Annotated in this window: 29 protein-coding genes and 1 riboswitch; of the genes, 19 read left to right on the top strand and 10 right to left on the bottom strand. The window is 34.4% G+C overall.

Going from position 1 to position 25,478, the window contains the following annotated elements; translation table 11 throughout:
• Nucleotides 1-48: 48 nt before the first annotated feature.
• On the bottom strand, nucleotides 49-783 hold the full coding sequence (locus DOK76_RS02990; RefSeq protein ID WP_206964881.1) for an amino acid ABC transporter ATP-binding protein: 735 nt from the start codon (nucleotides 781-783) through the stop codon (nucleotides 49-51).
• On the bottom strand, nucleotides 783-2,318 hold the full coding sequence (locus DOK76_RS02985; RefSeq protein ID WP_206964969.1) for an ABC transporter permease subunit: 1,536 nt from the start codon (nucleotides 2,316-2,318) through the stop codon (nucleotides 783-785). The genes DOK76_RS02990 and DOK76_RS02985 overlap by 1 nt, the downstream gene beginning before the upstream one ends.
• 145 nt (nucleotides 2,319-2,463) lie before the next feature.
• A riboswitch (Lysine riboswitch) is annotated at nucleotides 2,464-2,641 on the bottom strand.
• A 145-nt stretch (nucleotides 2,642-2,786) separates the two neighbouring features.
• Here DOK76_RS02985 and DOK76_RS02980 point away from each other — a divergent pair.
• Genes DOK76_RS02980 through DOK76_RS02970 form a run of 3 tightly spaced genes read left to right on the top strand, consistent with a single transcriptional unit; the run spans nucleotide 2,787 to nucleotide 4,712 of the window.
• Nucleotides 2,787-3,695 (top strand): EamA family transporter, encoded by a 909-nt coding sequence (locus DOK76_RS02980; protein WP_206964880.1) that lies wholly within the window; start codon nucleotides 2,787-2,789, stop codon nucleotides 3,693-3,695.
• Nucleotides 3,696-3,732: 37 nt separating this feature from the next.
• Nucleotides 3,733-4,425 (top strand): NAD-dependent protein deacylase, encoded by a 693-nt coding sequence (locus DOK76_RS02975; protein WP_206964879.1) that lies wholly within the window; start codon nucleotides 3,733-3,735, stop codon nucleotides 4,423-4,425.
• A gap of 11 nt (nucleotides 4,426-4,436) precedes the next feature.
• The gene (locus tag DOK76_RS02970; RefSeq protein WP_206964878.1) at nucleotides 4,437-4,712 is read left to right on the top strand and encodes a chorismate mutase; all 276 of its coding nucleotides are present in this window, start codon (nucleotides 4,437-4,439) and stop codon (nucleotides 4,710-4,712) included.
• A 16-nt stretch (nucleotides 4,713-4,728) separates the two neighbouring features.
• On the opposite strand, the gene DOK76_RS02965 is transcribed toward DOK76_RS02970, so the two are convergent.
• On the bottom strand, nucleotides 4,729-5,268 hold the full coding sequence (locus DOK76_RS02965; RefSeq protein WP_206964877.1) for a DUF1269 domain-containing protein: 540 nt from the start codon (nucleotides 5,266-5,268) through the stop codon (nucleotides 4,729-4,731).
• Between the two features lie 238 nt (nucleotides 5,269-5,506).
• On the opposite strand from DOK76_RS02965, the gene DOK76_RS02960 reads away from it, so the two are divergent.
• Nucleotides 5,507-5,899 carry a YxeA family protein gene (locus tag DOK76_RS02960; RefSeq protein ID WP_206964876.1) on the top strand — a complete coding sequence of 131 codons (393 nt, stop codon included), beginning with the start codon at nucleotides 5,507-5,509 and terminating at the stop codon, nucleotides 5,897-5,899.
• A gap of 54 nt (nucleotides 5,900-5,953) precedes the next feature.
• Here DOK76_RS02960 and DOK76_RS02955 read toward each other — a convergent pair whose 3' ends face one another.
• The 3 genes from DOK76_RS02955 to DOK76_RS02945 form a co-directional block, all read right to left on the bottom strand.
• Nucleotides 5,954-7,324 (bottom strand): L,D-transpeptidase family protein, encoded by a 1,371-nt coding sequence (locus tag DOK76_RS02955; RefSeq protein ID WP_206964875.1) that lies wholly within the window; start codon nucleotides 7,322-7,324, stop codon nucleotides 5,954-5,956.
• Nucleotides 7,325-7,497: 173 nt separating this feature from the next.
• A complete protein-coding gene (locus DOK76_RS02950) occupies nucleotides 7,498-7,791 on the bottom strand; it encodes a putative quinol monooxygenase (RefSeq protein ID WP_206964874.1) in 294 nt (97 codons plus the stop codon).
• Nucleotides 7,792-7,928: 137 nt separating this feature from the next.
• On the bottom strand, nucleotides 7,929-8,147 hold the full coding sequence (locus DOK76_RS02945) for a hypothetical protein (RefSeq protein ID WP_206964872.1): 219 nt from the start codon (nucleotides 8,145-8,147) through the stop codon (nucleotides 7,929-7,931).
• Between the two features lie 144 nt (nucleotides 8,148-8,291).
• On the opposite strand from DOK76_RS02945, the gene DOK76_RS02940 reads away from it, so the two are divergent.
• The 4 genes from DOK76_RS02940 to DOK76_RS02925 all read left to right on the top strand — a co-directional run bounded on the left by DOK76_RS02940 (nucleotide 8,292) and on the right by DOK76_RS02925 (nucleotide 11,426).
• Entirely contained in the window at nucleotides 8,292-8,813 is a 522-nt protein-coding gene (locus tag DOK76_RS02940) for a nucleoside/nucleotide kinase family protein (protein WP_206964870.1), read from the top strand.
• 103 nt (nucleotides 8,814-8,916) lie between these two features.
• A complete protein-coding gene (locus DOK76_RS02935; protein ID WP_206964868.1) occupies nucleotides 8,917-9,498 on the top strand; it encodes a TMEM175 family protein in 582 nt (193 codons plus the stop codon).
• 144 nt (nucleotides 9,499-9,642) lie between these two features.
• Entirely contained in the window at nucleotides 9,643-11,052 is a 1,410-nt protein-coding gene (locus DOK76_RS02930; RefSeq protein ID WP_206964866.1) for an AcpB/EbpR/MafR family transcriptional regulator, read from the top strand.
• A gap of 95 nt (nucleotides 11,053-11,147) precedes the next feature.
• The gene (locus DOK76_RS02925; RefSeq protein WP_206964864.1) at nucleotides 11,148-11,426 is read left to right on the top strand and encodes a zinc ribbon domain-containing protein; all 279 of its coding nucleotides are present in this window, start codon (nucleotides 11,148-11,150) and stop codon (nucleotides 11,424-11,426) included.
• 153 nt (nucleotides 11,427-11,579) lie between these two features.
• On the opposite strand, the gene DOK76_RS02920 is transcribed toward DOK76_RS02925, so the two are convergent.
• A complete protein-coding gene (locus DOK76_RS02920) occupies nucleotides 11,580-12,929 on the bottom strand; it encodes an aminotransferase-like domain-containing protein (protein WP_206964862.1) in 1,350 nt (449 codons plus the stop codon).
• Between the two features lie 135 nt (nucleotides 12,930-13,064).
• Here DOK76_RS02920 and DOK76_RS02915 point away from each other — a divergent pair, with 135 nt between their 5' ends.
• From DOK76_RS02915 to DOK76_RS02900, 4 genes are all read left to right on the top strand, one after another.
• Nucleotides 13,065-14,381 carry a PTS sugar transporter subunit IIC gene (locus tag DOK76_RS02915; RefSeq protein WP_206964860.1) on the top strand — a complete coding sequence of 439 codons (1,317 nt, stop codon included), beginning with the start codon at nucleotides 13,065-13,067 and terminating at the stop codon, nucleotides 14,379-14,381.
• A 21-nt stretch (nucleotides 14,382-14,402) separates the two neighbouring features.
• The gene (locus DOK76_RS02910; RefSeq protein WP_206964859.1) at nucleotides 14,403-15,308 is read left to right on the top strand and encodes a DUF7916 family protein; all 906 of its coding nucleotides are present in this window, start codon (nucleotides 14,403-14,405) and stop codon (nucleotides 15,306-15,308) included.
• Nucleotides 15,309-15,384: 76 nt separating this feature from the next.
• A complete protein-coding gene (locus DOK76_RS02905; RefSeq protein WP_206964857.1) occupies nucleotides 15,385-15,573 on the top strand; it encodes a hypothetical protein in 189 nt (62 codons plus the stop codon).
• Nucleotides 15,574-15,671: 98 nt separating this feature from the next.
• Nucleotides 15,672-16,298: a hypothetical protein gene (locus tag DOK76_RS02900; protein ID WP_206964856.1), complete on the top strand. Its 627-nt coding sequence runs from the start codon at nucleotides 15,672-15,674 to the stop codon at nucleotides 16,296-16,298.
• 47 nt (nucleotides 16,299-16,345) lie between these two features.
• Here the strand turns inward: DOK76_RS02900 and DOK76_RS02895 are convergent, their stop codons facing one another.
• A complete protein-coding gene (locus DOK76_RS02895; protein ID WP_206964855.1) occupies nucleotides 16,346-16,546 on the bottom strand; it encodes a hypothetical protein in 201 nt (66 codons plus the stop codon).
• Nucleotides 16,547-16,778: 232 nt separating this feature from the next.
• On the opposite strand from DOK76_RS02895, the gene DOK76_RS02890 reads away from it, so the two are divergent.
• The 5 genes from DOK76_RS02890 (at nucleotide 16,779) to DOK76_RS02870 (ending at nucleotide 22,857) form a co-directional block, all read left to right on the top strand.
• On the top strand, nucleotides 16,779-17,144 hold the full coding sequence (locus DOK76_RS02890) for a GNAT family N-acetyltransferase (RefSeq protein ID WP_206964854.1): 366 nt from the start codon (nucleotides 16,779-16,781) through the stop codon (nucleotides 17,142-17,144).
• Between the two features lie 107 nt (nucleotides 17,145-17,251).
• Nucleotides 17,252-18,046, top strand: coding sequence for a TraX family protein (locus tag DOK76_RS02885; RefSeq protein ID WP_206964853.1), 795 nt, complete (start codon nucleotides 17,252-17,254; stop codon nucleotides 18,044-18,046).
• Nucleotides 18,047-18,085: 39 nt separating this feature from the next.
• A complete protein-coding gene (locus DOK76_RS02880; RefSeq protein WP_206964852.1) occupies nucleotides 18,086-18,433 on the top strand; it encodes a bacteriocin immunity protein in 348 nt (115 codons plus the stop codon).
• A gap of 141 nt (nucleotides 18,434-18,574) precedes the next feature.
• A complete protein-coding gene (locus DOK76_RS02875) occupies nucleotides 18,575-19,516 on the top strand; it encodes a hypothetical protein (RefSeq protein WP_206964851.1) in 942 nt (313 codons plus the stop codon).
• A gap of 290 nt (nucleotides 19,517-19,806) precedes the next feature.
• A complete protein-coding gene (locus tag DOK76_RS02870) occupies nucleotides 19,807-22,857 on the top strand; it encodes a MucBP domain-containing protein (RefSeq protein ID WP_206964849.1) in 3,051 nt (1,016 codons plus the stop codon).
• Between the two features lie 57 nt (nucleotides 22,858-22,914).
• Here the strand turns inward: DOK76_RS02870 and DOK76_RS02865 are convergent, their stop codons facing one another.
• Nucleotides 22,915-23,604 carry a CPBP family intramembrane glutamic endopeptidase gene (locus DOK76_RS02865; RefSeq protein ID WP_206964847.1) on the bottom strand — a complete coding sequence of 230 codons (690 nt, stop codon included), beginning with the start codon at nucleotides 23,602-23,604 and terminating at the stop codon, nucleotides 22,915-22,917.
• 390 nt (nucleotides 23,605-23,994) lie between these two features.
• Between DOK76_RS02865 and DOK76_RS02860 the strand changes: the two genes are divergently transcribed.
• Nucleotides 23,995-24,294, top strand: a complete 300-nt coding sequence (locus tag DOK76_RS02860) for a hypothetical protein (RefSeq protein ID WP_206964846.1) — start codon at nucleotides 23,995-23,997, stop codon at nucleotides 24,292-24,294.
• A 154-nt stretch (nucleotides 24,295-24,448) separates the two neighbouring features.
• Here DOK76_RS02860 and DOK76_RS02855 read toward each other — a convergent pair whose 3' ends face one another.
• Nucleotides 24,449-24,901 carry a hypothetical protein gene (locus DOK76_RS02855; RefSeq protein WP_242542181.1) on the bottom strand — a complete coding sequence of 151 codons (453 nt, stop codon included), beginning with the start codon at nucleotides 24,899-24,901 and terminating at the stop codon, nucleotides 24,449-24,451.
• Between the two features lie 134 nt (nucleotides 24,902-25,035).
• Here DOK76_RS02855 and DOK76_RS02850 point away from each other — a divergent pair, with 134 nt between their 5' ends.
• A complete protein-coding gene (locus tag DOK76_RS02850; protein ID WP_206964844.1) occupies nucleotides 25,036-25,281 on the top strand; it encodes a hypothetical protein in 246 nt (81 codons plus the stop codon).
• The last annotated feature ends 197 nt before the right edge of the window (nucleotides 25,282-25,478 follow it).

Here is a 25,478-nt window from a genome sequence, read left to right as displayed (position 1 = left end):
ACTGATTAATCAGTCAGGAGCTTTTGTCTATGAAGAAAGGGTGTAACATTATCCTTCAATAATGCGTTGTAAGAATTCTTTCGTTCTTGCTTTTGTTGGATGGTTGAAGATAGCGTCAGGTGAACCTTCCTCTGCGACAACACCTTGATCCATGAAAATTACTCGATCCGATACTTCTTCGGCAAATTTCATTTCATGGGTCACGATAACCATCGTCAGTCCTGTTTCAGTTAGTTCACGCATGATTTTTAAGACTTCTCCTACCATCTCAGGGTCAAGAGCAGAAGTTGGTTCATCAAACAACATCACTTCTGGGTTCATAGAAACGGCTCTAGCAATAGCAACACGTTGCTTTTGACCACCAGAAAGTTGCGAAGGTTTCGCATGAGCAAATTGCTTCATACCAACCTTATCCAAGTTATCAATAGCAATTTGTTCAGCTTCCTCTTTTGAGCGTCCCAAGACTTTCATTTGACCTACCATACAGTTACTTAAAATGTCATGGTTATCAAAGAGATTAAATTGTTGGAACACCATCCCTACATGGGTTCTAAATTGAGGGAGGTTATAACCAGGAGCTAAAATATTTTCTTCTTTAAAGAGGATTTCGCCTCCTGTTGGTTTTTCTAGTAAGTTAATGCAACGTAAGAGAGTTGATTTACCAGAACCAGAAGGCCCGATAATTGTGACAATTTCACCTTTATCGATGGACACATTAACATCTTTTAAGACATGATTATCTCCAAAGCTTTTTTGTAAGTGGTTAATATTAATAAAAGACATTAACGTTCATCCTTTCTTTCAAGTTTTGAGGTTTGCATTTGGTTAGCGTAAGGTGCGTAAGAACCGTCACCATCTAAACGTTTTTCTAATCGGCGCAAGATACGAGTGACAGTGAATGTCATAACAAAGTAAATCACACAAGTAATCGTAAAGGTTTCGAAGAATCTGAAGTTAGCTCCTGCCACTGTTTTAGTTGCAAAGAACAACTCAGATACGGCAATAACGTTTAACACAGATGTATCTTTGATATTAATAACGAACTCGTTTCCGATGGCTGGTAACGTATTTCTAAAGACTTGTGGAATAACCACGTTTTTCATGGTTTGCCAATGGGTCATCCCAATAGCAGAAGCGGCTTCAAACTGTCCTTTATCAACAGCGAAGATTCCTCCACGAACAATCTCAGTCATATAAGCCCCAGTATTAATCGATACAATGAATAGGGCGGCCGTTATCGGATTCATATCAATACCATAAAGTTGTTTTGATCCGTAGAAGATAACCATAGATTGAACGATCATAGGTGTTCCACGGAAGATTTCAATGTAGATAGAGAATATCGCATTGATTAATTTGTATAAAAAGCGTAATCCTTTTTTTTCAGGTGTTGGAATCGTACGATATACGCCAATTCCTAAACCGATTGTTGTACCAACAACTGTCCCGATAAGAGCGATGAAGAGTGTTGTTCCTGCCCCACGTAAGAACATTTGCCAGTTATCTTTAGCAATGTCAATTACCCACATGTACCAAGGTTTGTTATTAACAACTTCTGGTTGTTGGCTAATAGCTTCGTCCATGATTTTGTTACGCTCATCTTGAGAAATGCCAGCTAATATTTCGTTTACTTTAGCCACGTCAGGTGAGCCTTTTTTCATCCCAATGGCAATGGCATTGTCTGCAGCCGTGGTTTGGAATCCTTGCCCTTTATCAAATTGAATCATTTTAAAATTAGGGTTTAGCTTTTCAGCTGTTAATCCTTCAGGAACTTCAGTTACATAACCATCAATTTTACCTGAATCAAGAGAAACTCTCATGGCAGAGAAGTCTGTCATGGCAGTTTGCTTATTAACACCAGGAATCTGATCAATAACACCGTAGTGTAGAGTGTTTAATTGTCCTGTGATTTTAGCGTTTTTAAAGTCTTTTAAAGAAGTTGCATTAGCGTAAGGACCATCTTTTTTAACTAAAATAGTTAATTGAGAACTATAGTAAAAATCAGAAAAATCAAGTGTTTGTTTACGTTCTTCAGTGGGAGACATCCCAGCAATAATAGCATCAGCTTTTCCAGATGTGACAGCAGGAGGTAGCCCGTCCCATTCTGTTTTAAAGATAACTAATTCTTTACCCAGTCCATCAGCAATTCGTTTAGCGATTTCTACATCATAACCACCAGCGAATTCTTTAGAACCTTTAATAGGAACAGCTCCATTGCTGTCATCTTTTTGAGTCCAGTTAAAAGGTGGATAACCTGCCTCCATTCCGACGGTAAATGTGTCTTTTTCAGCGAAACTCGTCAGGTTCCCAACAAACATGAATAAAAGAGCTAGTGTAAGGGAATATAAAATGCGTGTTTTGTTTTTCAAACTTCTTCCTTCCTTTCTAATAAAAAAAGAAGCAACCTTAATCTAAAGGCTGCTTCTACATGATTAAATACTTAATAAGTTAGTCGTAACTTATTAAAATCATAGCTCACCTCAGACGTAACTGAGACAGTGCCATAGTTATTCACCATAGCCCCAACACCAATAATAAAAAAGGATTATTAGTATTTCGGCGAAACCCCCTCGGCTTAGTGTCATAGCATCCTTATCTGCTCAACTAAACCTATTGATATTTCGCAACCTCTAGATTTTTAATTGTTCTTTTTGTTATTCTTCTCACTAACTATAGCACAATATTTTTTGAAAGTCATGAAAAATAAAAATATTATTGACGTTCTTTTATTTTTGAGCTATTTTTGAATCGTATCTAATTTAAAGAATAAGGGAGTTTTTTGTGTTATGTGGTTTATACCAGCTTTAATCACGGTGTTTGCGTGGGGAACCGCCGATCTATTTTATAAGATGGGTAACAATGAAAGAGACCAATACAGTGCTATCAAAACAACGATTATGGTAGGACTTGTGATGGGTCTGCACGCTATTTTTTATTATGGAATGTATGAAGGAGTAGCCTTTCATCCGAGTTATTTAATTACTTATTTACCAGTGTCTTCTATGTATATTTTATCGATGGCTATTGGGTATGTGGGATTGAGATATATTGAGCTGTCTATCTCATCTCCAATCAGCAATTCATCAGGAGCTGTGTCAGCATTACTGACTTTTTTGATTTTAGGAACGAAGATGGTTTGGATTCAATTTGTGGCTATTGCTGTTATTTCTGTGGCCATTTTTATGCTATCTGTTTTTGAAAAAAAAGAGGCTGATAAAGAGTTAGCCATGTCAGGAGAAGTAGTAGAGAAGAAATACCGAGTAGGTGCAGTAGCAATTGTCTTTCCTATTTTGTACTGTATTATTGATGGATTAGGAACTTTTTTAGATGGGTATTATTTAGATTACGCTAAAATTTTACCTGAATCAGAAGCTAATATGGCTTATGAAATTACCTTTTTAATTGTAGCGATTGTATTATGGGCCTATCTACGTTTTGTTAAAAAAGAAAAGATGTCGATTTTTAAAGAGAAAACAAAAGGTCTTGCAGCTATTTTTGAAACCACTGGACAATTTTTCTATGTGGGTGCCATTGCTAGTAACGCCATTGTCGTCGCTCCGATGATTGCTTCATTTAGTATCGTGTCTGTTATTTTATCTCGTATCTTCTTAAAAGAAAAATTGAGTGGTAAGCAGTATTTGATGATTGTAGCGATTATTGTGTCAATTGCGATTTTAGGATTTTATGACGGCTAGTGCTACAATAGAAGAAAAGTCATAAGGAGAGAGTCGCATGAATAAAGGGTTAGAGCTAATCAAGAATAGTAAGAACATTGTTTTTATGACAGGAGCAGGGGTATCAACAGCTTCAGGCATACCTGATTATCGCTCGATGACAGGTGTCTATCAAGGTCACGAGAACCCAGAATATTTACTTAGTCATACGTGCTTAATGCGTGAACCAGATAAGTTTTATGACTTTGTAAAGGGCTTATATCACCCAGAGGCTAAGCCAAATGTGATTCATCATAAGATAAAAGAATTAGAAAAGAATCATCAAGTAAGTGTCATTTCTCAAAATATTGATGGGCTCCATGACTTAGCAGGTAGTTCTCAAGTTGTTAACTTCCACGGGAATTTAAACGATCTATATTGTTTATCCTGTGGTCAAAATGTGGATACTAAAGCATATTTAGTCAGTGATCGACATGAGTCATGTGGTGGACAGATTAGACCAGAAGTCGTTCTTTATGAAGAAGGTTTGTCAGAAGAAGCGATTCAACGGTCTATTCATTACTTGAGTCAGGCGGATTTAGTTGTTATTGTGGGAACAACTTTTAAAGTTTATCCCTTTAGTGGTTTAATTGATTACCGCCATCTGGATAGTAAGATTTTAGTTGTGAACAATGAACCAATTAGTTTGTTTGACGAATATACATTTGTTCAAACAGCAGCAGAACGCTTTTTTGAAGTTATTGATAGTTAGGAGAGATGACCATGTTAGAAAAACCAAGAGCAGAGATTAATCAAATCGATGCTGAGATTCTTAAGTTGTTGGAACGCCGCTACGCATGTGTTGATGAAGTGGTTCGCATTAAGCAAGAAAATGACTTGCCGACACTTGATGTGTCACGTGAAGTAGAAGTCATTGCTCGATTAGGAGAGTTGGCTGAGCAAGAGGCGTATAAAGAAGCTATTTTAGAAACGTTCCAAAGTATGATGGATATTTCGAGAGCTTATCAAGAGAAGAAAAAAACGACAACCTTGTCATAAGGCTGTCGTTTTTCTTTTATTTTTTAAACCAACGCTTTCTTGCGCTAGATTCGGCTTCTTCTTGTGTGCGTTGTGCTTCACGTAATTCTTCTTCCACAACATCGCGGTTTAGACGCTCGATAGTTCCGTTTAGTTGTTCGACAACGATATCATCAATGTGTCCAGTGTTAGCTTCATTACAAATTAAGATTAAACCAGTTTCCCCTTCTGGAATAATAGCGAGAGCTTTTTCAAATATAGACATGGCATTTTTAACTTCTTTCACGTCTTTTGATGAGCCAATTAAACTACCAGTAAACCATCCAAGTAAAACACCTAAAGGTCCTCCGAGTATCCCTACTAGCATACCGATCATACTACCTTTGAAGTTTTTATCGGCACCAGTGAAGTCAACAAAGTCTTTTGGTTCTAAATTGTGGTTAGCACGATGTTCTAAAATCGCCATTTGCTCACCTTTAATGCGACCTTGTTGATGAAGTCCTTTTAATTCAGAAAAGGCTTGGTAAGATTTACTTTCTGTGTCAAAGCTCATGATAATTACTTTTTCGTTATTCATTGTCAAAAACCTCCTAAGTAATAGTAACAAGATAATCATAATCAAACTTTATGAATTATTAGCGAACGAATAGTGAATATTAACAAAATTCTGATAGGGAAAGAATTTTTTAGTTTTATTGGATTGAACTAGAAAGATATCTATCTAAAGTCTGAAAAAAAATACCTGCCACAGCCGTTTTATTGTGTATGAATCTTTTTTTATACTAGAGGTATCAAAGATTAAAGGAATGGTATGAATGAAAAGAGTCATCATAGGAATCATCGCAGTAGGGTTGATAGGAGTCGGGACACCTATTATTGGGTCAATCCTTACAAAAGATATGAAACAAACGAGCAATAATGATTTAGTTCAATTATTTGATCGTTTTAATATATTGATTAAAGAAGAACCAAGCTACGTTATAACAGATAGTTCTAAAGCAGAAAAACAAAGCCCAGGAGGCTATATGTATTATCAAGAAGTAGTTAGTCAAAGCGGAAAAAAATATGATTTGTCTTATTATGCGGGGCATGAACTTAAAGAAGGAGCTATTTTGAAACTAGCAACTAAAGGCCATTATGTAGAGACTTGGTCAGAGGTACAAAAAGAAGAGGTTCCTAAGAAAGTGTTAGCAGAATTAGGCATATAAAAAAGAGGTTAGTCGAAATACTCGATTAACCTCTTTTGTTTGTTAGGGTGTTAATTAAAAGACAACAACAGGAACGCCGACTTCAATCATGTTAAACAATTTAGCCATAACAGAAGGTGGTGTGTTGATACAACCATGAGATCCTACTGTTAAATGAGAGTCGCCACCATAAGCTCCTTCAGCTTGCCAAGGAGAATCATGAATACCAACGCCAGTCCAATCAATTGGCATCCAGAAATCAACAGGACTTGCATAATCTTCGCCTTTAAGAATCGCATTTTTCTCTTTGTTCCAAACGTAGAACACGCCAGGCGGTGTTGGTGTTTTAGGTTTTCCAGTAATAACTGGTGTATCTAATTGTTTCACACCGTCTTTGTAATACCACATGTGTTGAGCTTGAAGATCAACTTCAATATACGTGTTACCAATTAAAGGTGAAGCAGGTGAGCCGCTTCCTTGGAAGGCAGGGACACGACCTTGGAAATCTTCTCCTTTAAGGATTGCTTCAGTCAATTGCTCTGTTTCAGTATCCGTTGCAATCGTCCAACTTAAAGAACCTGCTGGAACAGATACTTCTCCGCGGTTAGTACTCTTGAACTTAGATGGGTTAGTACTTGTGTTATAAGTCGTACCAAGTTCAGCTACATATTCTCTAACTAAATCTTGTTTCAAGCCTAACTTACCGTCTTCAAAAGTCACCCAAGTAGCAATTTTTTCTTTTGGAATTACCACGTCTTGTCCATTAATACTATAAGAAGCGTTGATTGTTGCGATTTTGTTGATGTGCTCCATTTCTTTTTGAATGGTACCATCTGTAGATAAAATAGTAGGTTTAGCTACATACTTGTTTAATTCAATGTTACTTTCCCCTTTTTTAATGCTTTCTTTTGTAGAAGCCATAAAAGCTTTCGTATCAATTGCATCCCCTTGTACTTCAGGTACAATCTCAAATTTGTCCCCTTTTAAAGCAACAGACGCATTTTGAGAAGGTTTGCGACTTTTATTTAGCTCGTCCACATCTTTTTTGAGGGCGGCTAATTGTTTATCGACAGCTTTTTCATCAATTCCTTTGGTCTCGATGTCGATGTTTTCAGGTGCTTTGAAATAAGGCATAAACCATAACCAACCGTTGTGATCAGCCATGACCTTATTAACAGTTTCTTCTACTTTATAGACAACCCCAAAATCTGTTTTGGGGATACTTTTCCAATCTTTGCCGTCCAGTTGCACATGATACACATCGTCATTAGATAATTTCTCAAGTTTTGCTGTTGCTTCACTAGTAGTCAAACCACTGACGTCAGTCTTACCAATCATAGTTTTAGCGAGAAATTTATTTTGAAATTGAATGGCTTGGTAGCAATAAACAATCATCACGATTAATAAAAGTACCAGAGGAATCAATAGCCATTGTTTCTTACTCATAAAAGAACCCCTTTTTCATTGTTTTTTGTAACAATATTGTAACATAAAAGACAATAAATACAAGAACAAGCGTCTATACGTACGTTAAAAGGAAAAAATAATGAGATGTAGAGGAGAAAATAAACAGAAAAAGAGCTTCATCTACTGACAAAGCTCTTTTTATACGTCTCTCATTAATCAAGTGTTTGAAATCTTTGAACACGCATTTTTAGTTTGTATTTTTTTCGTAAAGCAGCAATTTCTTCCATCATAGGTGTTTTATGATGAATGTCTAATGCTTCTTGATTTTTCCATGTATCAATTAGTAATAGAGACTCAGGGTCTTCTAAAGGAAAATAATACTCGTAACGCTCATTGCCTTCTTCTTTGCGAATCCTGTCTACAATACCAGTTGTCATCATTTCCTCAGCAAATTTTTTGGCAGAGCCATCACTACCTGTGTAAAGAATGTTAATCGTCAAACTCACAAAAATCATCTCCTTATGATAGAACTTGTTTTCTAAGATTATATCAAATAATCTAGAAAGAGCCAAAGTAACTAGAGAAATGAATGATAAAAAAGACTCTCAGGTTGTCTTCCTGAAAATCTTTAAGTAACGTGAGATTAGCCTCTATTGTAGCGTGTTTTTATGGAATAGGTCTGATCGTCAACAGACAAGCCATCCTCTTTTAGAATGCTTTTGAGAACGAGGTGAGTATCGTCATCTGTATCGCGAATGATGACCGTATTCTTGAGAATTAACTCTACCTGACCAGTAACGTGTTCGTCGTGAACTGTGGGATAATCAATAACTGAACCTATGGTAATCATTGTTTTAGACACATTAAATCCATCCCTTCTCTATTAAGTATATCATATTTTGGTCATTTTGTTTTTTAATGGTATGGTTAACTGGTTAAATAGGACGAAAATATGCTAAAATAACTCATTAGTTACGTTATATAAACCAAGAAAGAGGAAAATATCATGATTGTATTAATTGCAGGGGCATCGCATACAGGAAAAACCAATCTAGCCCAAAAATTGCTTGAGACTTATCATTATCCCTATCTGTCAATGGATCATTTAAAAATGGGGCTGATTAGAAGTCATGAGACGAACTTAACCGTAGAGAATGATGAGTTACTAACTCCTTATCTATGGAATATTACCAAAGAAATCATTAAAACTGCGATTGAAAATGACCAGCATTTAATTGTAGAAGGTTGTTACATTCCTTTTGATTGGAAGAAGAGCTTCAGTAGTGAGTATTTGGATAAGATTCACTATTATTGCCTCATTATGACTGAAGATTACATTAATACTCATTTTTCAATTATCAAAGAAACAGCTAATATCATTGAAGATCGATTAGATGATTCATACTTTACTCGTGAAGTGGCGATTAAAGAAAATCAGAACAATCTGGAGCAGTGTCAAAAGGAGAACTTACCTTATCTCTTAATTGATGAGAGGTATGAGATTGAGATTGAATTACCACAAGAGTAATCTGATGTTGTCTCAACTATTTTGTTATTTTGGAAAAAAGAAAGATAAATGAGTGGTTTAAATCTGTGTTATTATTTATCTGATTAAAAAGGAGTGTTTGTTAATGACAAAGAACAGATTAGAGGCGTTTTCTGATGGGGTTATGGCAATTGTTATCACAGTCTTAGTATTAAACTTGACCATACCTCAGGGAGATTCGTTTCAAGATTTAGTGAGTATTAGTCAAAAGGTTGTTGTGTATATTTTTAGTTTTGCCCTTGTTGCTGTGTATTGGAATAACCATCATCATTTATTTCATATCATTCCAAAAATTGATGCTAAAGTGATATGGACTAATCATTTCTTTTTATTAGTCCTGACGCTACTGCCCTTTACTACTGCTTGGATTAGTGAGCATTTATTTAGTTTATTGCCACAATTTTTGTATGGATTGGTTATTTTACTGGCGGACTTTGTGTTTTTAATGCTGTTAAAAATATCAGAGCGATACAGTGAAGCTAATACAAAAGATATTTTTAAGTCACTGATGAAGAAAACAATTTTTAGTGTAGCTCTTAATTTAGTAGCAATTATATTAGGAATTTTTGTTGCGCCAATCTTAGTTAGTGTGGTTAATTTATTGATGATTACCTTGTGGGTGGTTCCTGATAAGAGAATTGAAGATCGTCTCAATAGTAAAGATTAGAGGTGTTGTTCAGTAGGAAATATGTTGGCAAAAAAAATAGTGACAGTGTCCGGTTGTGAGTTAGATTCAAATAATGTTAAAGGTCTATTTAGAGTGGTAAACTAGTGTATAGTGAGTTGTTACGACATATAAATGGAGGTAGTTATGAAACGATTATTATCTACTAGCCACCAACGTAAATTAGCATTGATTGAGCACTTATTTCTTAACCCTCATCAAAAGACGAAAGACATTACACAAGTATTGGGCTACAACACAGTTACTTTAACCAAAGATATTACAGAAATAAATATGATGCTAGATGATTGTGGCATTGTACAAGCAGCTGATTTTAGTTACTCTATTAAGTTCTTTCATACGAGAAATATTGAATACATCTATCGACGATTTTTACAAGAAAGTTTTGAATTTAATATCTTGAGAGAGCTTATTTTTCAATCTTATGACACAATTGATGATTTAGCTGAAATACTCTACACAAGTCCATCAAATTTAAGACGTAGTATTCATAAAATAAACGACGTTTTGGAATTAGAACATGGCTTTAAAATAGGGACTCTGCCAGTAAGGTTTGAAGGTCCTGATGATAATATAATCAATTTCAATATCTATTTTTTAAGAGAATACTACACAGTACCTGAAAAATTTTTAACTGAGAGCCAAAGAAAGTTTTATTGGAGGTTGTATAGAAGTTCTAAAATAACAACAATAAATCTCGATGCTGTTACATTTCAAGAGTTTTGTTTTTATTTGTATGGTATTACTATGAGAGCCAAGCAAATTGATTTATTTAATCAGACAAAAAAGAAACCTATTTTTAATGCTATGTTAAATTATTTGGTACCATATAAACGCTTATTTGGTGTCGAGTTAAATCAAAATTTTCTCCTTCAAATAGAAAGTATTTTTGAAAACACACATTACAAATTTTCTTTTGATGAGTTAATGGAAGACGTGACGAATGACTTTGAGACACGCGATCTATATAACAAAATTAATAAAGTCATTACGCTTATTAGCCAAAAAATTGATATTGAATGTATAGACAGAGAAGAGTTAGTTCTTTACTTGTATAACATAACTCAATTAAATTATGGAAATAATACGATAATTTTTCCTAAATATGACTTTTTTATCAGTAAAATAGCTATACGGTATCCAGGATTTAAGGAATTTATTTACGGGTATGTTGAAGCGATAGTAGGGCCAAACAAAGTAGCTGAATTTTTATATCATTTGTTGATTCGTTGGCCAGAACTTCAAAAATACATGAGACATTTTCCACCTAAAATGTCTGTTGGATTGTTAATTAATGAATCAAAAAAACACGTAATCTACATAAAAGAGTACATAGAAGAAACATTTCCGAAGATGTTTGATATAAGAATTATCAATGAGAAACAATTAAAAAAAGGGTTGTCCCTGAGTTTGATTATTACAGACCACCGACCACAAGCAGAAACGACTATCCCGTTAACAAGTTGCTCATTTATTCCAACGGATAATCAGTTAGATATGATTCATTCTTATTATCGTAAGTGGTTGAAAGGCTAATATTAGATACTAAATAAGAGCAGATAATGATATATTAGATGACAGAAATAAAACTATTTATCAGATAGATCTATTAGAAAATGGAGAGATTAGAAATGAAAGAAAAAATTATTTATTGTGGTTCATGCGGTAAACCAATGAAATTAAAGGAAGATTTTGGGAGTGAGTTAGACGGCTCTGCTTCTAATGAATATTGTAATTTATGTTATCAAGATGGTGCTTGGACTGAACCAGATATTAGTTTTGAGGATTTTTATGACAAGTCATATGAAGGTTTTTTAGCTTCAGATATGAATAAAGTGCAAAAATTCTTTTTAAAGAAAATGTATACAAAGAAATTTGTTTCAAATTTGAAGAGATGGAAAACTAATTAGAAATGAAAAAAGCGATCTATTATATGGTTAGAACTTTAAATTAGATGGATAGTCTAATTTAAAAGAGTCGTAAACCTATTAATGGATCGCTTTTAAATTATGTAAATATATACTACTGTTTATAGAGAAACATGCTATTAGAAAAGGTGTTACTTATAGTTTTTTACGTTGATAAAGATCACAAGCCGTTTGATAGATGATGTCTAAAATATAAGGTAAATCTTCAACATTAATGCGAGCAACGCTAATACGGATTGAATTAATATAAGGATGATTTTTATCAAAAAAAGCTTGCTTAGTTGACGTAACTAGAATATTCTTCTTAGCTAATTCAGTTTTTAAGGTATCAATAGTAATGGAAGTATCCAAAATCATTATGCTATAAAAACCTTCGTTACTTGGAATATGTTGTATGACATTAGGATTCCAGTTACTAGTTAGCTTATTTAAAACCATCTTTTTTTCAACAAGGTTTCGATGAAAAAAAGGGGTGAATTGATGTAACAAGTTGCTTTTCAGAACAATTTCAAGAGTAGCTTGTGAAATCATAGCTGGAGCAAAATAAGCATCAACATAATAATTTTGAATCATATCTCGAATATCTTTTGTTAATAAGGTTGGCGTGATCATATAACCAATCCGCAAATAAGGAATGAATTTTGTGAAACTTGATAAATAAATACAATTATCTCGAGCGTTTTCAAAAATAGTTTGATAATCAGAATTGAACCCACCTTCTGAAAAATAATCATCTTCTATGATAATAACGTTATATTTTTTGGCAAGAGCAGCTATTGCTTGAATTTGTTTTTTGTTTAAATGAGTCCCTAAAGGATTATGATTTCTAGGGATTGTATAGAAAAATTTAATATGGTTACTTTTGAATAACACTTCTAGTTGAGTCAGTGATAGCCCGTCTTGAGTGCGTTCAATTAGTTTAACAGGTATGTGGTGTTTTTGTAAAAATTGAACAGTATAGGAGTAACTAGGGTTTTCAACTAAGACAAAATCACCTTCATTTAGATACAAATTACATAAAGAGGTAAATGTTTGATGGATACCTTGTGTTACAAAAATAGCATCTGTAGAGGTGAAAATATTTCTATTGTACAGATGTTTTTCTATAGCTTGGAGTAATGAAGGGACACCTTGGAGTTCATAATTTAAACTTTGGTATTGGTAATTTTCCAAGGCTTGGACTAAACTAGTTTGAGCCTTATCAAGAGGAAAGTAATTAACAAAGGTATTGCCAGTTGTTAGATTATAAGTATCTTCAGGAATAGCAGATAAATCAATAGCTTTGGCAACGTAAAAGCCACTGTGTTTTTTGACGTATATGATATGTTCATCTAGTAGTTGATTGTAGGCTCTTTGAACAGTTCCTTTTGAACAGTGAAATAATCTAGCACCGTTTTCTATTGAAGGAAGTTTACTTCCTTCTCGTAAATCCCCTGAAGCAATCTGTTTTTTGATAGATATAACAATCATTTCATACTTTTTCATTATGTCCTCCTATAGAACTCTGTTGCTTATTAATATAGCATTTAAAAGTATACTAGTATACTTTTAAATAAATGGAATTGTTTACCAAAATAATTCGAACTAGAATAGTGTTATAAATAAAAAGGAGAGATTTACATGCAAAATTTTACTAGTTGGTTAGAGAAAAGAATTGTTCCAATAGCTGTTGTCTTAAATGGTAACCGCTTTCTAGCAGCGATTAGAGATGGGTTTATCTTAACATTTCCATTAACAATGGCAACTTCGATAGTGGCATTAATTAACTCACTTATTCTTGATCCTACAAGTTTTCTAGCAAAACTATTATTTTTACCTAAACTATTTCCAAACTTAGCCGATGCTCAAAGTGTATTATCAACGGTGATGTATGGAACAATTAATATCATGTCATTATTTATTGTGTTTTTAGTTGCTGAACATTTAGCTAAATTTCATGAAGCTGATTCTACTACTGTTGGTATTACAGCTTTAGCAAGCTTTATGATTATTTATCCCAAACCACAAGCGTTCGATGAACGTTGGTTTTTAACAACAGATTATTTAGGGGCAAAAGGGTTATTTTTAGCCATGATTGTTGGTTGTCTAATTGGAGAATTTTTACCTAAGTTGACAAATAATAAAAAATTACAAATTAAAATGCCAGAAATGGTTCCACCAGCTGTAAGTCGCTCTTTTTCAGCTCTTATTCCCGTTTTAATTATTGTATTAGTATCAACCATAGTTGCTTTCATCGGAACTAAATTTGCAGATGATGGGATGAATCAAATTATTTATATGTGGATTCAAACACCGCTTAGAAAGTTAGGGGCTAATATTTTTGGTGTCTACTTAATCACTTTTATGCTAGGACTATTATGGTTTTTTGGTATTCATGGTCCAGCAACATTAAACCCGATTATCAGTGCGATTTTCTCAGAATCAGACTTAATGAATAGTCAACACATTTTATCAGGTCAACCTCTATCAGAAGTTCCTTATCCAACGACATACGGTATGTTATCAGGTATCTATAGTTATATGGGTGGTGCTGGTATGACTCTTGGTTTGTTGATTGCTATTTTATGGGTATCTAAAAGAAAAGATTATCGTGAGGTTGCTAAATTAGGTTTAATACCAGCGATTTTTAATATCAATGAACCTATTATTTTTGGCTTACCACTTGTGTTAAATCCAATTTTAGCAGTTCCCTTTATTCTAACACCTATTGTTAGTTTGACATTTGCTTATATTGCAACAGTAGTTTTAAAAGTTGTAGCTCCAGCAGGAATTGCTGTTCCGTGGACAATTCCTGGACCGATTCAATCGTTTCTAGCAACAGGAGGAACATGGCAAGGTCTAATTCTCGGACTAGTCTGTTTAGTTAGTTCAGTACTTATCTATGTACCATTCTTAAGAGCGGCAGATATGTATGCCCTTAAAAATGTTGATAAATAAATTATAAGGAGATTATTAATCATGGTTAAACGTTTTTTAAGCGCTAATGCTAGCGATATTTTGTCAATGAATGCACAAGAATTAAAACAGTCAATTAAAGCTTCAGAGGGAAGAATTATTTGTAGTGAAGTAATAGGTAACATGCAGCCGATTATTGGAGACATCACTAATGCTGAAGTTGCGGTTTCATATGGAGCTGACTTAATTTTGATGAATGGATTTGATTGTTACCATCCACACATCAACGGTTTGACAGATGTGCCTGCAGAAGAATTAGTTACTACAGTAAGAGATTATACAGGACGCCCAATCGGTATTAATTTAGAGCCGGTTGATAATACAGCAGACTTGTTGGAACAGCGTATTGAGATACCAAAAGGCCGAGCTTGTTCAGCAGAAACACTGTCATTAGCAGAAAACTTAGGGTTAGATTTTATTTGCTTAACAGGAAATCCTGGAACAGGAGTTACGAATAAAAGTATCGTAGAAGCGATTAAATTAGCTAAAATACATTTTTCTGGTTTGGTTATTGCTGGGAAAATGCATGGAGCGGGGGTTAGTGAACCTGTTGTTTCTCTTGAAGTGATAAAACAATTTGTAGAAGCTGGTGCAGATGTTATTTTGATGCCAGCTGTGGGGTCGATTCCTGGATTTACAGATGAAGAATTAATCTCAGGTGTCCGATACGCTAAGGAACATGGTGCTTTAACAATGTCAGCTATTGGAACGAGTCAAGAGAGCGCTGATCAAGAAACAGTTAAGCAGATTGCTTTACGGAATAAGATTGCAGGAGTAGATATCCAACACATTGGAGACGGAGGTTATGCTGCAGGAGTAGCTACTTTAGAAAATATTTATGCCATGTCTGTGGCTATTAGAGGCCTCCGACACACAATGAGTCGTGTATCACGCTCTGCTAAGAGATAACTCTAGAGTAATAAGAACTCTTTAGATATAAATGATGGTATAATAAAGGTAACTAATAGAGAGCAGAGGTGATTTGATGTCTAGTGATAATCCGTATATCCCTAATCCACCTGTCCCTGTAGATAACCCTCATCAAGAAACTGATCGTGAACTAGTCCTAAAAGAAAATTTTAGTAAAGAGCTGTTAAAAGAATTGAATTCAGGCAACACGACATTCATCTTGCCAGACGAAGTGACAGTCAAAGAAAAGAAGAAAAAAGAATAAAGTTAAAAATCCCTAAGCCTTTATGGTTTAGGGATTTTTAGATACAATATTATGTTAAAATAACTAGCAACTAGTGTTTCAAGAAGGAGTTCTTAGTTATGGGGATAAAACATGTCTATCTTTTAGAAAATAGTTTGAAAAATCTAATGAGAACAAAAGGAATAGTTGGGACATTTGTTTTATCTATTCTGTTAGCTATTATCTCTTTTTTTAGTTTTAACGGCTATTTGTTTTTTAGTCATATTCAGAAACAAATGCTTGAGTCTCTTGAAGAGGAAACTGACTTGATTGAAATTCAAATGAGTGGTGCGCCTATTATGGCAATGACAATCTTTAAAATAGCAGCTTTTCTTATTTTCGTTGCTTTAATACTACTTACAATTGGTAATATGAAAAAGAGTTTTAAACAGTTTTTACTAACGCAGCAAAAAGATTACCAAAGCATGGCATTAATGGGAGAAACACTCTCCTTTTTAACACTCTTTTATGCCTGTCAAGTTACGTTATTTGCGGTTACGTCTATGGTAATTGGCAGTGTACTTGGAAAAATAATATTTTATGAAGCAGTTATTAAGACCATACAGATAGGCCTGTTTTCTGACAATGTTAATAGTTTTAAAGGTAATTATGGTCTTTCTGTGATAGCTATTGCCTTATCCTTAATCTATATTTTTGTGACAACCTTTGTTGGTGGAAAAAAACAGATTCAAGCATATGAGTCATAAAAGTCGCTTTTCCTTATAAGGCATTAGCGACTTTTTGTTTATAATCTTTACCCAAGTTGTCCATTCATTTTTGCTTTGAGAACAATAATGAAGATCCCGATAATAATTAACAGCCAACCAAAAAGAGAGAGTGGTTTATTATTAGATGTGTAGTAGCCGCCTAATCGCCAACTCCATTTAGCTGTTATTAGTTGGATTAACAAGCCGATACCAACTATTAAAGCACCTACTAAAATAAGTGTATCCATTACCTGTCACCTCATTTTTATCTAGTTATGTATAGGTGTAGTCTACATGAATTAGTATTTTTTGTCATTGTTCCTCAATTTGTTTATTTATCCGTCATTTAGATGAAAATAATGACTCATTATGAATGATATAGAATAACTATCGTAGTGAAGGGGTTACTTTAGTTTGATACAATTAAATGACATATTGTAGGAGTTGAGAATGGAGCAGTCATAAAAAGGAGGAAGTTAGATGAAAGTAGAAAATCAAGCTAATAGCATAATCATTTTGGAAGAAGAGACAGTGGTAGGCGAAATTAGTTTCCAAACAGGTGTCAACAACGCTCTAATGATTATCCATACACAAATTAATGAGGGATTTGAAGGAAAAGGGTATGGCAAGAAGTTAATTGATCTGGCAGTGAAGAAAGCAAAAGAAGAGAATAGAAAAATTGTTCCTATCTGTCCGTATGCTAAAAAGATCATGTTAACTAACGACACCTATCAATATATATTAATGAGTGAGGAAGAACAAAAAGGAAAACAGCCAAATAGACTGTTAGTAATCCCGTTGATTGCTATTTTAATTGTATTAATCGTTATTTTTACCTTACTCTAAGCTCTCTTTGGAAGTTAAGCACCTTACAATATTGTTCGTATAATTAAACGAGCTATCAGGGTATGATGCTAGTTAATCAGATTGAAATGAACAAAGGGGGACTTATGATGGGTGATGTAAGGAAAAAGGGAGTAACAACATTTGATTTAAAGATGATGGGTATTGTTTTAATGTTTATTGACCATGTTCACCAGATGTTTGCAAATATGGGAGCGCCAATGTGGTTGGATTGGTTTGGTCGACCTGTGGCAACTTTGTTTTTCTTTGTCAGTGTGGAAGGATTTAGTCACACAAGAAACAAATCGAAGTACTTATTTAGATTATTAATTGGCTTTTGGGGAATGAACGTTGGATCTTCTATTGTGCAGAAATTCTTTTCTTTAGGAGATATGGCTCTAATGAATAATATATTTGCTGATCTCTTTATTGGGGCACTGGCAATGTATGGTATTGATTGGTTAGTTAGGTTTAAGAATGAGAAAAAAATCAGTTACTTATTCATTGGTTTACTTTGTTTAGTAGCGCCACTTGGTTTATCAGCTGTAGCTTTTGCAGGCGTATCCAGTGGAAACTTAGTATTAATCAATTTAGCTGGAGTAATCCCGATGACTTTCTTTTCAGAGAATACTCTCATGGTATATCTTATCCCTATTATGTACCTGCTTAGAAAAAATAAAAATTGGCAGTGTGTTGCCATTGCGGTTGTAGCAGTCCTATATTTCATGAGAGCACCTGGGCTAGCTTTTAGTATGAATACCCAATGGATGATGATATTCTCCATTATTCCGATTCTTTTATACAATGGAGAAAAAGGTAAGAGTATGAAGTCGTTCTTTTATATTTTTTACCCAGCACACATTTGGATACTCTATATAATAGCGTCTTTGATTTATAATAGATAGAAAATTAGTATCAAGTCATGAGAAAGAAGATGGACAGAGATGACACAAATAGATCCTGTAAAAGAAACAATCCATTATTTGTATAACAGTTTGAAAAAAAGAGAGAATCAATCGGTGGAACTATTAGATATAACTGATGTCTTACTTCAAGTATACAAAAATCTGGAAACGGCTAAAAACCCTGAAGCATTAATCATTCGATTAGTGAATTACATTAGGCTAACCTCTCTAAAGGGGAAGGTAACTTACGGGCCACTTGAAGAAAAAGCGATGATGGATCTAGCAGAATTTAGTAAACGAGTCGGATTAAATGGGTCTTACCGAGCAGATTTTACTGATAAATCACAATTTTATAGTTATAAAGAACAAGTTATTTATAGACATTAGAAATGATAGTAATAGACTGTGGTATAAGTTTTTTCACTTATATCACAGTCTATTTTTGTCCCTCGATGCAGAGGATTAATAAACTAAAACATCTTTATTTGTGTTATATTATAAAAAATAGCGTTTGTTAGGAGTTTGTTGATGAATTTCACGAGAAAGTTTTTTCAAGCTATTGCAGATACAGTTGCGATACTTTCAAGTTTGTGGTTATTTATTATTTTGATGTTTGTAGGAATCTTTTTTCTTTATGTATTTACAGGTTATTTAATGAATCCATTTTTACCATTTGGGCTTTTTTTTATTTATGTTCTTTTTTGTCGTTCGGAGAATTATCAGGGTGTTGGTTGGATAATAGCCATTATCTTTACGATTATTATGTTAACAGTGGGTAAGTTGCCAATACCTGAAGAACAGGCTGAAATAGAAAAAAGTAAGGCCAATGAAGAATATGCTAAGGAACAAGCTAAAATCATTCACACAGCTAAGTTAGTTTCTTTTGAAGACAGTGAAGGAAATGAGTTTATTCGTGAAGCGGAAGAACTTGAAAAAGATCAGGAGCCACAAAAAAGATATAAAATTAAAGAAGGCGATAAAGTGTCACTAACTTTTATTTTACATGTAAAAGATTCTGAAGAAACAGAGTATCCGAAAGCGTCAGAGGTGGAATTGGATAGTTATTATGTCGACACAGATTCTGTCTATCTTTCATTGTATTCTTTAAGTGAGATTTCTTATAATGAAAACACTGGTGAGTTGACTGCTAATTCAGCAATTAACTTTACCGACTATGTTAGCTCTGGAGATGGTAGTTTTCGCCTTCAATTAGTGTCTAATGCTGACAATTTAGTAGGGTATAAGTCTAATTTGACGTATTTTAATATCGCTTATGAGGATGCCTATCCAGAAGAGGAAGAAATCATTGAGAGCAGTGAAAGTTCTGAAAAAGTGACTGTACCATCAGAAGTTCCTAAAGCGCCTGCTGAGGACGTTGTTATTACAGAAGGTAACGTTGAAGACTGGGAGCATATTCTAGATGATTGGGAAATAGAGGAAGCCAGAGAACAAGCTGTTTTTTATGAATAACTACAAAAAAGATGATGGATGTGAGAAAATCTCACGTTCATCGTCTTTTTTTAGGTGTTAAAGGAGTCGAATATTGTTGTTTAGGTGGTTTATTTTTGTTTGATTAAAGGTGGTATAACAGAATATTTTATCATAATGTTTATTCTACGTAAAATAAACATGGAAATAAGACCGGATTATGTTGTGTAAACTAGACTTATATAAGGGATAGTCTCAATCAATCTTTATTTGTTACTTTTTTCACTATAAATGGGTTAATAAAAATGACATATGAAAAGAGGAGATACGACATGAAAAAAAGAATATTAGTATTGTTAGGTCTATTGGTTACAATTTTGATGTGTTCTTTTTCAACAACGGTAAATGCTAGTGAGGAACTATTGAATTACGAAAATGAGTTCACTGGATTTCAAGGAGCATACTTTGGTAATAAGAGAGAGATGAAGATTACTAAGGAACCAGATGGAACAAATTATGTTTTTCAATATGAAACCACAGTCGAAATTACAGGGAAATCCTATGCTAAGCAGTATGGTTATGAGCTAGAAGAAGGTTATTTAATATATCCTTACATTAATTTAGGGTTAAATGATCGAGATGAAGTCGTAACAGATACCTCTCCTGGAAATTTTGGTGAGTTGGTTAAATTTAATAGCGATGAAAAGAAGTTTACTATATCTGAAGATTTAACTTCTACACTAGGAAAAATGTATCAGACAAAAGGTAAAACAATTGATATGGAAGTTGTGGGAGACGCGGAGATACAGTATGTTCCGATTGAAACAGTGACAAAACAGCGCGTCTTTCAATTTAAACCAGAGTATGGTTCGGGATTAACGAGTTACGAGGTGAGTTATCAAGATGGGGACTTGATTCCTGTAATCAAGTTTGATTTCACTCAAAAAATGAACTACAACTTTAAACTAATCATGACGTTTGATTTAGATTTTTATCGCGGTGTGACTGAAAGACACGGTATCCGTACAGGGTATTATTTCCATTCAGTCAATCTATTTCGTGGGGTGATCAATGCAGATCTAACAGACCCAGTAGATGTGAAGGATCGAATAGGTGAACAGGCTACATTTAAGTCGGAGGTGGCACAATCTGAATGGGTAAATAATTATAAAACACCAATGAAGGAGTATACAACTCAGTTTTCTATTAGCTATGACGATGGAGCAACGTGGGAAAAAATAGGTGAGGCAAATGCTACAGAGGTTTCTGTTCCCATAACACCTGAAACAATTGGGGCAAAAATAAAAAATACCTATCAAGTAAAAGAAGGGTTTCCTGTTGATTTAACACAATTTGATAGCCAAGTAGCGACTATTTTAGCACCTAAATATGAGATTCAGTTTTTGGAAAACTTAGAAAATGAAGTTGTTGAGAATTTTCCTGATGATAAGGAACTATTCTTAGGTCAATACCTTGAAGAAGTGTCAGAACCAACTAATGAATATTACACGTTTGTTGGTTGGAACACAGAAAAAGATGGTTCAGGACATACCTATGCTGATTATCTAAATGGTGAGATTGAGGTTAATGAGGACGATGTGGTCCAATTTTATGCGCAGTGGCAAGCGACATATGGAAAACTTCAAATTAATTTTGAAGATGAATCAGGTAAGCCGTTATTAGCTCCTATTAATATTAAGGGAAAGATTGGGGATAGCTATTTAGCGAAGGCTGAGAGCATTAAAGGATTTGTCTTGAGCCAAGTCATTGGTCTAGAGTCGGGAGTCTTTAAAGAAGGTCTTACCGTAGTAACGTTTGTCTATAAACAAGAGCCAGAAATCATTTTAGAAGGGGAAGTCATCACAAAATATGTAGATGAATCAGGGAAAGAAATAGCCACGCGTAATGTGACAAGTGGCAAAGTAGGAGAAAGCTATACAACAGAACAAAAGGTAATTCCAGGCTATGATTTTAAAGAAGTCACAGGTAATCCAACAGGTGAATACACTGAGGGAAGTCAGACAGTTACCTATGTATATAGTAAAACAAACGAACCTGAGCCAATCTTAGAGGGCGAAGTCATCACGAAGTATGTAGATGAATCAGGAGAAGAAATAGCGTCACGTAATGTAACAAGTGGCAAAGTAGGAGAAAGCTATACAACAGAACAAAAAATTATCCCAGGTTATGACTTTAAAGAAGTAACAGGCAATCCAGTAGGTGAATATACAGAAGGAAGTCAAATGGTTATCTATGTCTATAGCAAAACAAACGAGCCTGAGCCAATCTTAGAAGGCGAAGTAGTTACGAAGTACGTAGATGAGTCAGGAGTAGAAATAGCGTCACGTAATGTAACAAGTGGCAAAGTAGGGGAAAGCTATACAACAGAACAAAAAATCATCCCAGGTTATGACTTTAAAGAAGTAATAGGAAGCCAATCAGGCGTGTATGTTGAAGGAAGCCAAACAATTATTTATGTATACACTAAAGTTGATGAACCAGAACCAATCCTGGAAGGCGAAGTAGTTACGAAGTACGTAGATGAGTCAGGAGTAGAGATAGCGTCACGTAATGTAACAAGTGGTAAAGTAGGGGAAAGCTATACAACAGAACAAAAGGCAATTCCAGGCTATGAATTTAAAGAAGTGACAGGCAATCCGACAGGTGTGTATGCTGAAGGAAGTCAGACAGTTGTTTATGTGTATAGCATATCGAATGAACCAGAACCAATCCTAGAAGGTGAAGTTATCACGAAGTATGTCGATGAATCAGGAGAAGAAATAGCGTCACGCAATGTGACGAGTGGTAAGGTAGGGGAAAGCTATACAACAGAACAAAAGGCAATTCCAGGCTATGACTTCAAAGAAGTGACAGGCAATCCGACAGGTGTGTACGTCGAAGGAAGCCAAACAATTGTTTATGTTTACAGCAAAGTCAATGAACCAGAACCGATTCTAACGGGCGAGGTTATCACAAAATATGTAGACGAATCAGGCAAAGAAATAGCGTCACGCAATGTGACGAGTGGTAAAGTAGGGGAAGGCTATACAACAGAACAAAAGATCATTTCAGGTTATGACTTTAAAGAAGTGACAGGCAATCCGACAGGTGCGTATGTTGAGGGGAGTCAGACAGTCGTATATGTGTACAGTCAAAAGAGTCAGCCAGTTCCTGAGATAGGAACCGAGATTCCTAAGAAACCTGAAGAAAAACCATTAGTTAGTTTAACGAATAAGCAGGTAACTCCTTCTAAAAATAAAGTATCATCAAGTAAGACGTTACCTCAGACAGACGAAGTATCTACCAATTTACTAAGTTATATTGGGATTATCTTACTAGCTTTTGTCTTAGTGAAGTATCTGAAACGTTACAAGAATGAGTAGTGTTTCCTAATAAATAAAAAAAACAAACACATTCTTTAAATAGAATGTGCTTGTTTTTTATAAACTAAATCCAAATAGTCCCATAATAAAAATAGGAACAAAAATGACGTAATCATATAAAATATGAACGTAAATACCGCCTCTAAGGCTATTTGTATCAAGCCATGAAAGGGTGAAAGGAAACCGAGCAAGCCCGATAACAACGAGGCATTGAAACCAATTCCACTGATAAGTTGGTAAGTGTAGAGCACCGAAAAAGAGAGAACTGATAATAATAGCTAGCCAGAGGGCTGATTTTTGGGACATTTTTTTAGCTAAAAAATATAAAACTGGAAAGAATACAGCCGCTGTAAATAGCTCCTCGCCGATTAAGGAAATCCATGTTGTCGCTAGAATTTTAAGTCCTCCTAAGGTGTCTTTAGTTAGTAGAGCACCAATCGGATTAGCATTAGCTTCTTCAACACCGATTAATTTACCTAATTGCAAACTAGCCGCTGCTAAAGCAAATGAAATCACAACCCATTTCACTATTTTTTTAATGCGTGGTTTACTAGTTGGCTGTAATAGCTCTTTAACGGTGTCTAAACCAAACATCGCTACCAAACTAAGTAGACCAGTTAGAGGTAGCCAAATCCAACCAACGCCCCATTCTTTAGATAATCCAATAAAACCGATAGCTAGTAAAAAGGGTGTTAAGATAAGTCCAGTCAAATTAATAGTTGCCTGTTTAATAAACTGATTAACCATGTGTACAAACTCCTTTCTATGTAACGTCTCCTTACTATTCAATTTAACATAAAAAGTGTTATTTTAAAGTTTTTAAAAGAAAAATAACTACCTATGTTTTGACAATCAACAGAAACTTTCTGATAAAAAAATAACTAAAACTACCATTAACTGAACAGAGTGGAGTGAATTCTGTTCAGTTTGTCATTAGAGAGTAGTCATTGAAGAAAAGAGAAAAATAAGAGACGACTGTTTTTAGTTATAAAGTAATAGGAGTTAAAGGAGTTCGTTTTTCGTTAGCAAAACAAAAAATTGAGTCTAAGACGAATCCGTGAAAAAAAAGCCTAAAAAGGTTCATTCTTAAGAGTGTGATATATTGATTTTATTATAAGTGGGAAGGGAAGGACAAACATGACCAAAGAATCAAAGCACTTTGTAAAGATGCCGCTGATGGACTTAGAAGCAAAAATCAATCAAGTTGAGTTACTAAATGAATTATCTGAAACAGTTTATAATCGTTTTTTTAATTATTTGCTAGAACGTGAAATTGATGTGAAAGATAGTGATCATTTTTTGGTTTCCCTTTTTCGTCAATTAGAAGAAAATTTATCTATTAAGTTGTTTAGTAAAGAATTAACAGAACTAGCTGATATGGAGCTTTATTGGAAACATATGGATGCTTACGTAGAAGAGTTAATGGCTCTGGAATAAGATGGACTAATTCAGTGTTTTCTTAATGTTAATTTCAGCTTATTTGAAGATGGGGGAAAGTAAATTCTTCAAATAGGAATGAGATAAAAACCAAAAAAGAAGAACCTTATCAAGGTACTTCTTTTTTTATGTCCTAATAACAACTAAATAGTTTCTATAAGCTTACTTCTGATTTTTTACCAATTTTGAATAACAATAATCCTACAGCAACATAAGATAAGAGCACTATCACAGGTTGCATGATAGCATTACCGTCAAAGAAGGCAATGTTTCTAAGGAGTGTTCCTGTAGCTCCTGGAGGTAATAATTGTCCAAGACTTCCCCAACCAGCTGGTAACATTTCTGGTGCAGATGATAGACCAGATAGAGGGTTACCTAGCAAGATTATTATAACCGCTGCGATCCCGAGACCTGGTGTTCCTAGTATTTCTATGATACCTAAGACAAAAAATCCTGTTGCAGCAATACCTAGCATGGCACCTAATGAGGTTAAGAAATAGCTACCATCAAAAGTTCCGATACTATATTGAATGACACCAACTAGTCCTAAACCACCAATAATAGCAAAGCTAATAACTGCCCAGAATTTTTCTTTTTTACCTTTCACGACATTGGCGATGGCAACTGCACCAATCCAACCACCAAGAGCGATAGGTAAAGCACCAGCTGTTAAGCCTCTGCTTTAGGAAAAGATTTAACTTCGACAACGCTAGCTTTTTTAGAGCTTAATTGAGCTGACTTTTGGTATATCCTTTTTATCATATAGGAAAAAACAGTTTTGATGAGCAATTAAAAGAACAAGCATTAACAATATATGCTCCTTACTTAAGAGCAAGTAATAAAGAATTTGAAAAAATTATCTTATCTTATCTTATCTTATCTAATATTTTATTAGGCAACATAGATTACGTTCTGAAAACACAACGTATTCCAACCTTTACTGAGTTTAAAAGTGTTTGGGCGGATATTTTCAATCTAATGAAATAATAGTTGTTGTGTGTAGAATGAAGAATTTTGAATGAAAAAAGGGCCTCAGAAATATTCTGAAACCCTTTTTTTCTTTAATTTTGTTTCGGGATACGTAGGCGTATGTGTTAGGAGCAGTCATAATCATCTCATACTGTGTAATTGTATATTTAAGAAAGAGCATGAAAAAATAATGGATTAGTTTCTTATTAGACTAT

Origin of the sequence: Candidatus Vagococcus giribetii, from assembly GCF_017316185.1 — a bacterium.
GTDB classification, from domain to species: Bacteria; Bacillota; Bacilli; order Lactobacillales; family Vagococcaceae; genus Vagococcus; species Vagococcus giribetii.
Note: the sequence above shows the minus strand (reverse complement) of the source record. Positions and strands in the feature narration are given on the sequence as shown.

Excerpts from the sequence above, each read along its gene's own strand:
- DOK76_RS02985 (WP_206964969.1), bottom strand. The coding sequence starts at position 2,318 with ATGTTTGTTGGGAACCTGACGAGTTTCGCTGAAAAAGACACATTTACC.
- DOK76_RS02890 (WP_206964854.1), top strand. The coding sequence starts at position 16,779 with ATGAAAGTAGAAAATCAAGCTAATAGCATAATCATTTTGGAAGAAGAG.
- DOK76_RS02875 (WP_206964851.1), top strand. The coding sequence starts at position 18,575 with ATGAATTTCACGAGAAAGTTTTTTCAAGCTATTGCAGATACAGTTGCG.
- DOK76_RS02965 (WP_206964877.1), bottom strand. The coding sequence starts at position 5,268 with ATGAATAACGAAAAAGTAATTATCATGAGCTTTGACACAGAAAGTAAA.
- DOK76_RS02860 (WP_206964846.1), top strand. The coding sequence starts at position 23,995 with ATGACCAAAGAATCAAAGCACTTTGTAAAGATGCCGCTGATGGACTTA.
- DOK76_RS02885 (WP_206964853.1), top strand. The coding sequence starts at position 17,252 with ATGGGTGATGTAAGGAAAAAGGGAGTAACAACATTTGATTTAAAGATG.
- DOK76_RS02960 (WP_206964876.1), top strand. The coding sequence starts at position 5,507 with ATGAAAAGAGTCATCATAGGAATCATCGCAGTAGGGTTGATAGGAGTC.
- DOK76_RS02975 (WP_206964879.1), top strand. The coding sequence starts at position 3,733 with ATGAATAAAGGGTTAGAGCTAATCAAGAATAGTAAGAACATTGTTTTT.
- DOK76_RS02940 (WP_206964870.1), top strand. The coding sequence starts at position 8,292 with ATGATTGTATTAATTGCAGGGGCATCGCATACAGGAAAAACCAATCTA.
- DOK76_RS02870 (WP_206964849.1), top strand. The coding sequence starts at position 19,807 with ATGAAAAAAAGAATATTAGTATTGTTAGGTCTATTGGTTACAATTTTG.
- DOK76_RS02895 (WP_206964855.1), bottom strand. The coding sequence starts at position 16,546 with ATGGATACACTTATTTTAGTAGGTGCTTTAATAGTTGGTATCGGCTTG.
- DOK76_RS02970 (WP_206964878.1), top strand. The coding sequence starts at position 4,437 with ATGTTAGAAAAACCAAGAGCAGAGATTAATCAAATCGATGCTGAGATT.
- DOK76_RS02915 (WP_206964860.1), top strand. The coding sequence starts at position 13,065 with ATGCAAAATTTTACTAGTTGGTTAGAGAAAAGAATTGTTCCAATAGCT.
- DOK76_RS02935 (WP_206964868.1), top strand. The coding sequence starts at position 8,917 with ATGACAAAGAACAGATTAGAGGCGTTTTCTGATGGGGTTATGGCAATT.
- DOK76_RS02990 (WP_206964881.1), bottom strand. The coding sequence starts at position 783 with ATGTCTTTTATTAATATTAACCACTTACAAAAAAGCTTTGGAGATAAT.
- DOK76_RS02910 (WP_206964859.1), top strand. The coding sequence starts at position 14,403 with ATGGTTAAACGTTTTTTAAGCGCTAATGCTAGCGATATTTTGTCAATG.
- DOK76_RS02930 (WP_206964866.1), top strand. The coding sequence starts at position 9,643 with ATGAAACGATTATTATCTACTAGCCACCAACGTAAATTAGCATTGATT.
- DOK76_RS02920 (WP_206964862.1), bottom strand. The coding sequence starts at position 12,929 with ATGAAAAAGTATGAAATGATTGTTATATCTATCAAAAAACAGATTGCT.
- DOK76_RS02925 (WP_206964864.1), top strand. The coding sequence starts at position 11,148 with ATGAAAGAAAAAATTATTTATTGTGGTTCATGCGGTAAACCAATGAAA.
- DOK76_RS02980 (WP_206964880.1), top strand. The coding sequence starts at position 2,787 with ATGTGGTTTATACCAGCTTTAATCACGGTGTTTGCGTGGGGAACCGCC.
- DOK76_RS02880 (WP_206964852.1), top strand. The coding sequence starts at position 18,086 with ATGACACAAATAGATCCTGTAAAAGAAACAATCCATTATTTGTATAAC.
- DOK76_RS02900 (WP_206964856.1), top strand. The coding sequence starts at position 15,672 with ATGGGGATAAAACATGTCTATCTTTTAGAAAATAGTTTGAAAAATCTA.
- DOK76_RS02905 (WP_206964857.1), top strand. The coding sequence starts at position 15,385 with ATGTCTAGTGATAATCCGTATATCCCTAATCCACCTGTCCCTGTAGAT.
- DOK76_RS02865 (WP_206964847.1), bottom strand. The coding sequence starts at position 23,604 with ATGGTTAATCAGTTTATTAAACAGGCAACTATTAATTTGACTGGACTT.
- DOK76_RS02955 (WP_206964875.1), bottom strand. The coding sequence starts at position 7,324 with ATGAGTAAGAAACAATGGCTATTGATTCCTCTGGTACTTTTATTAATC.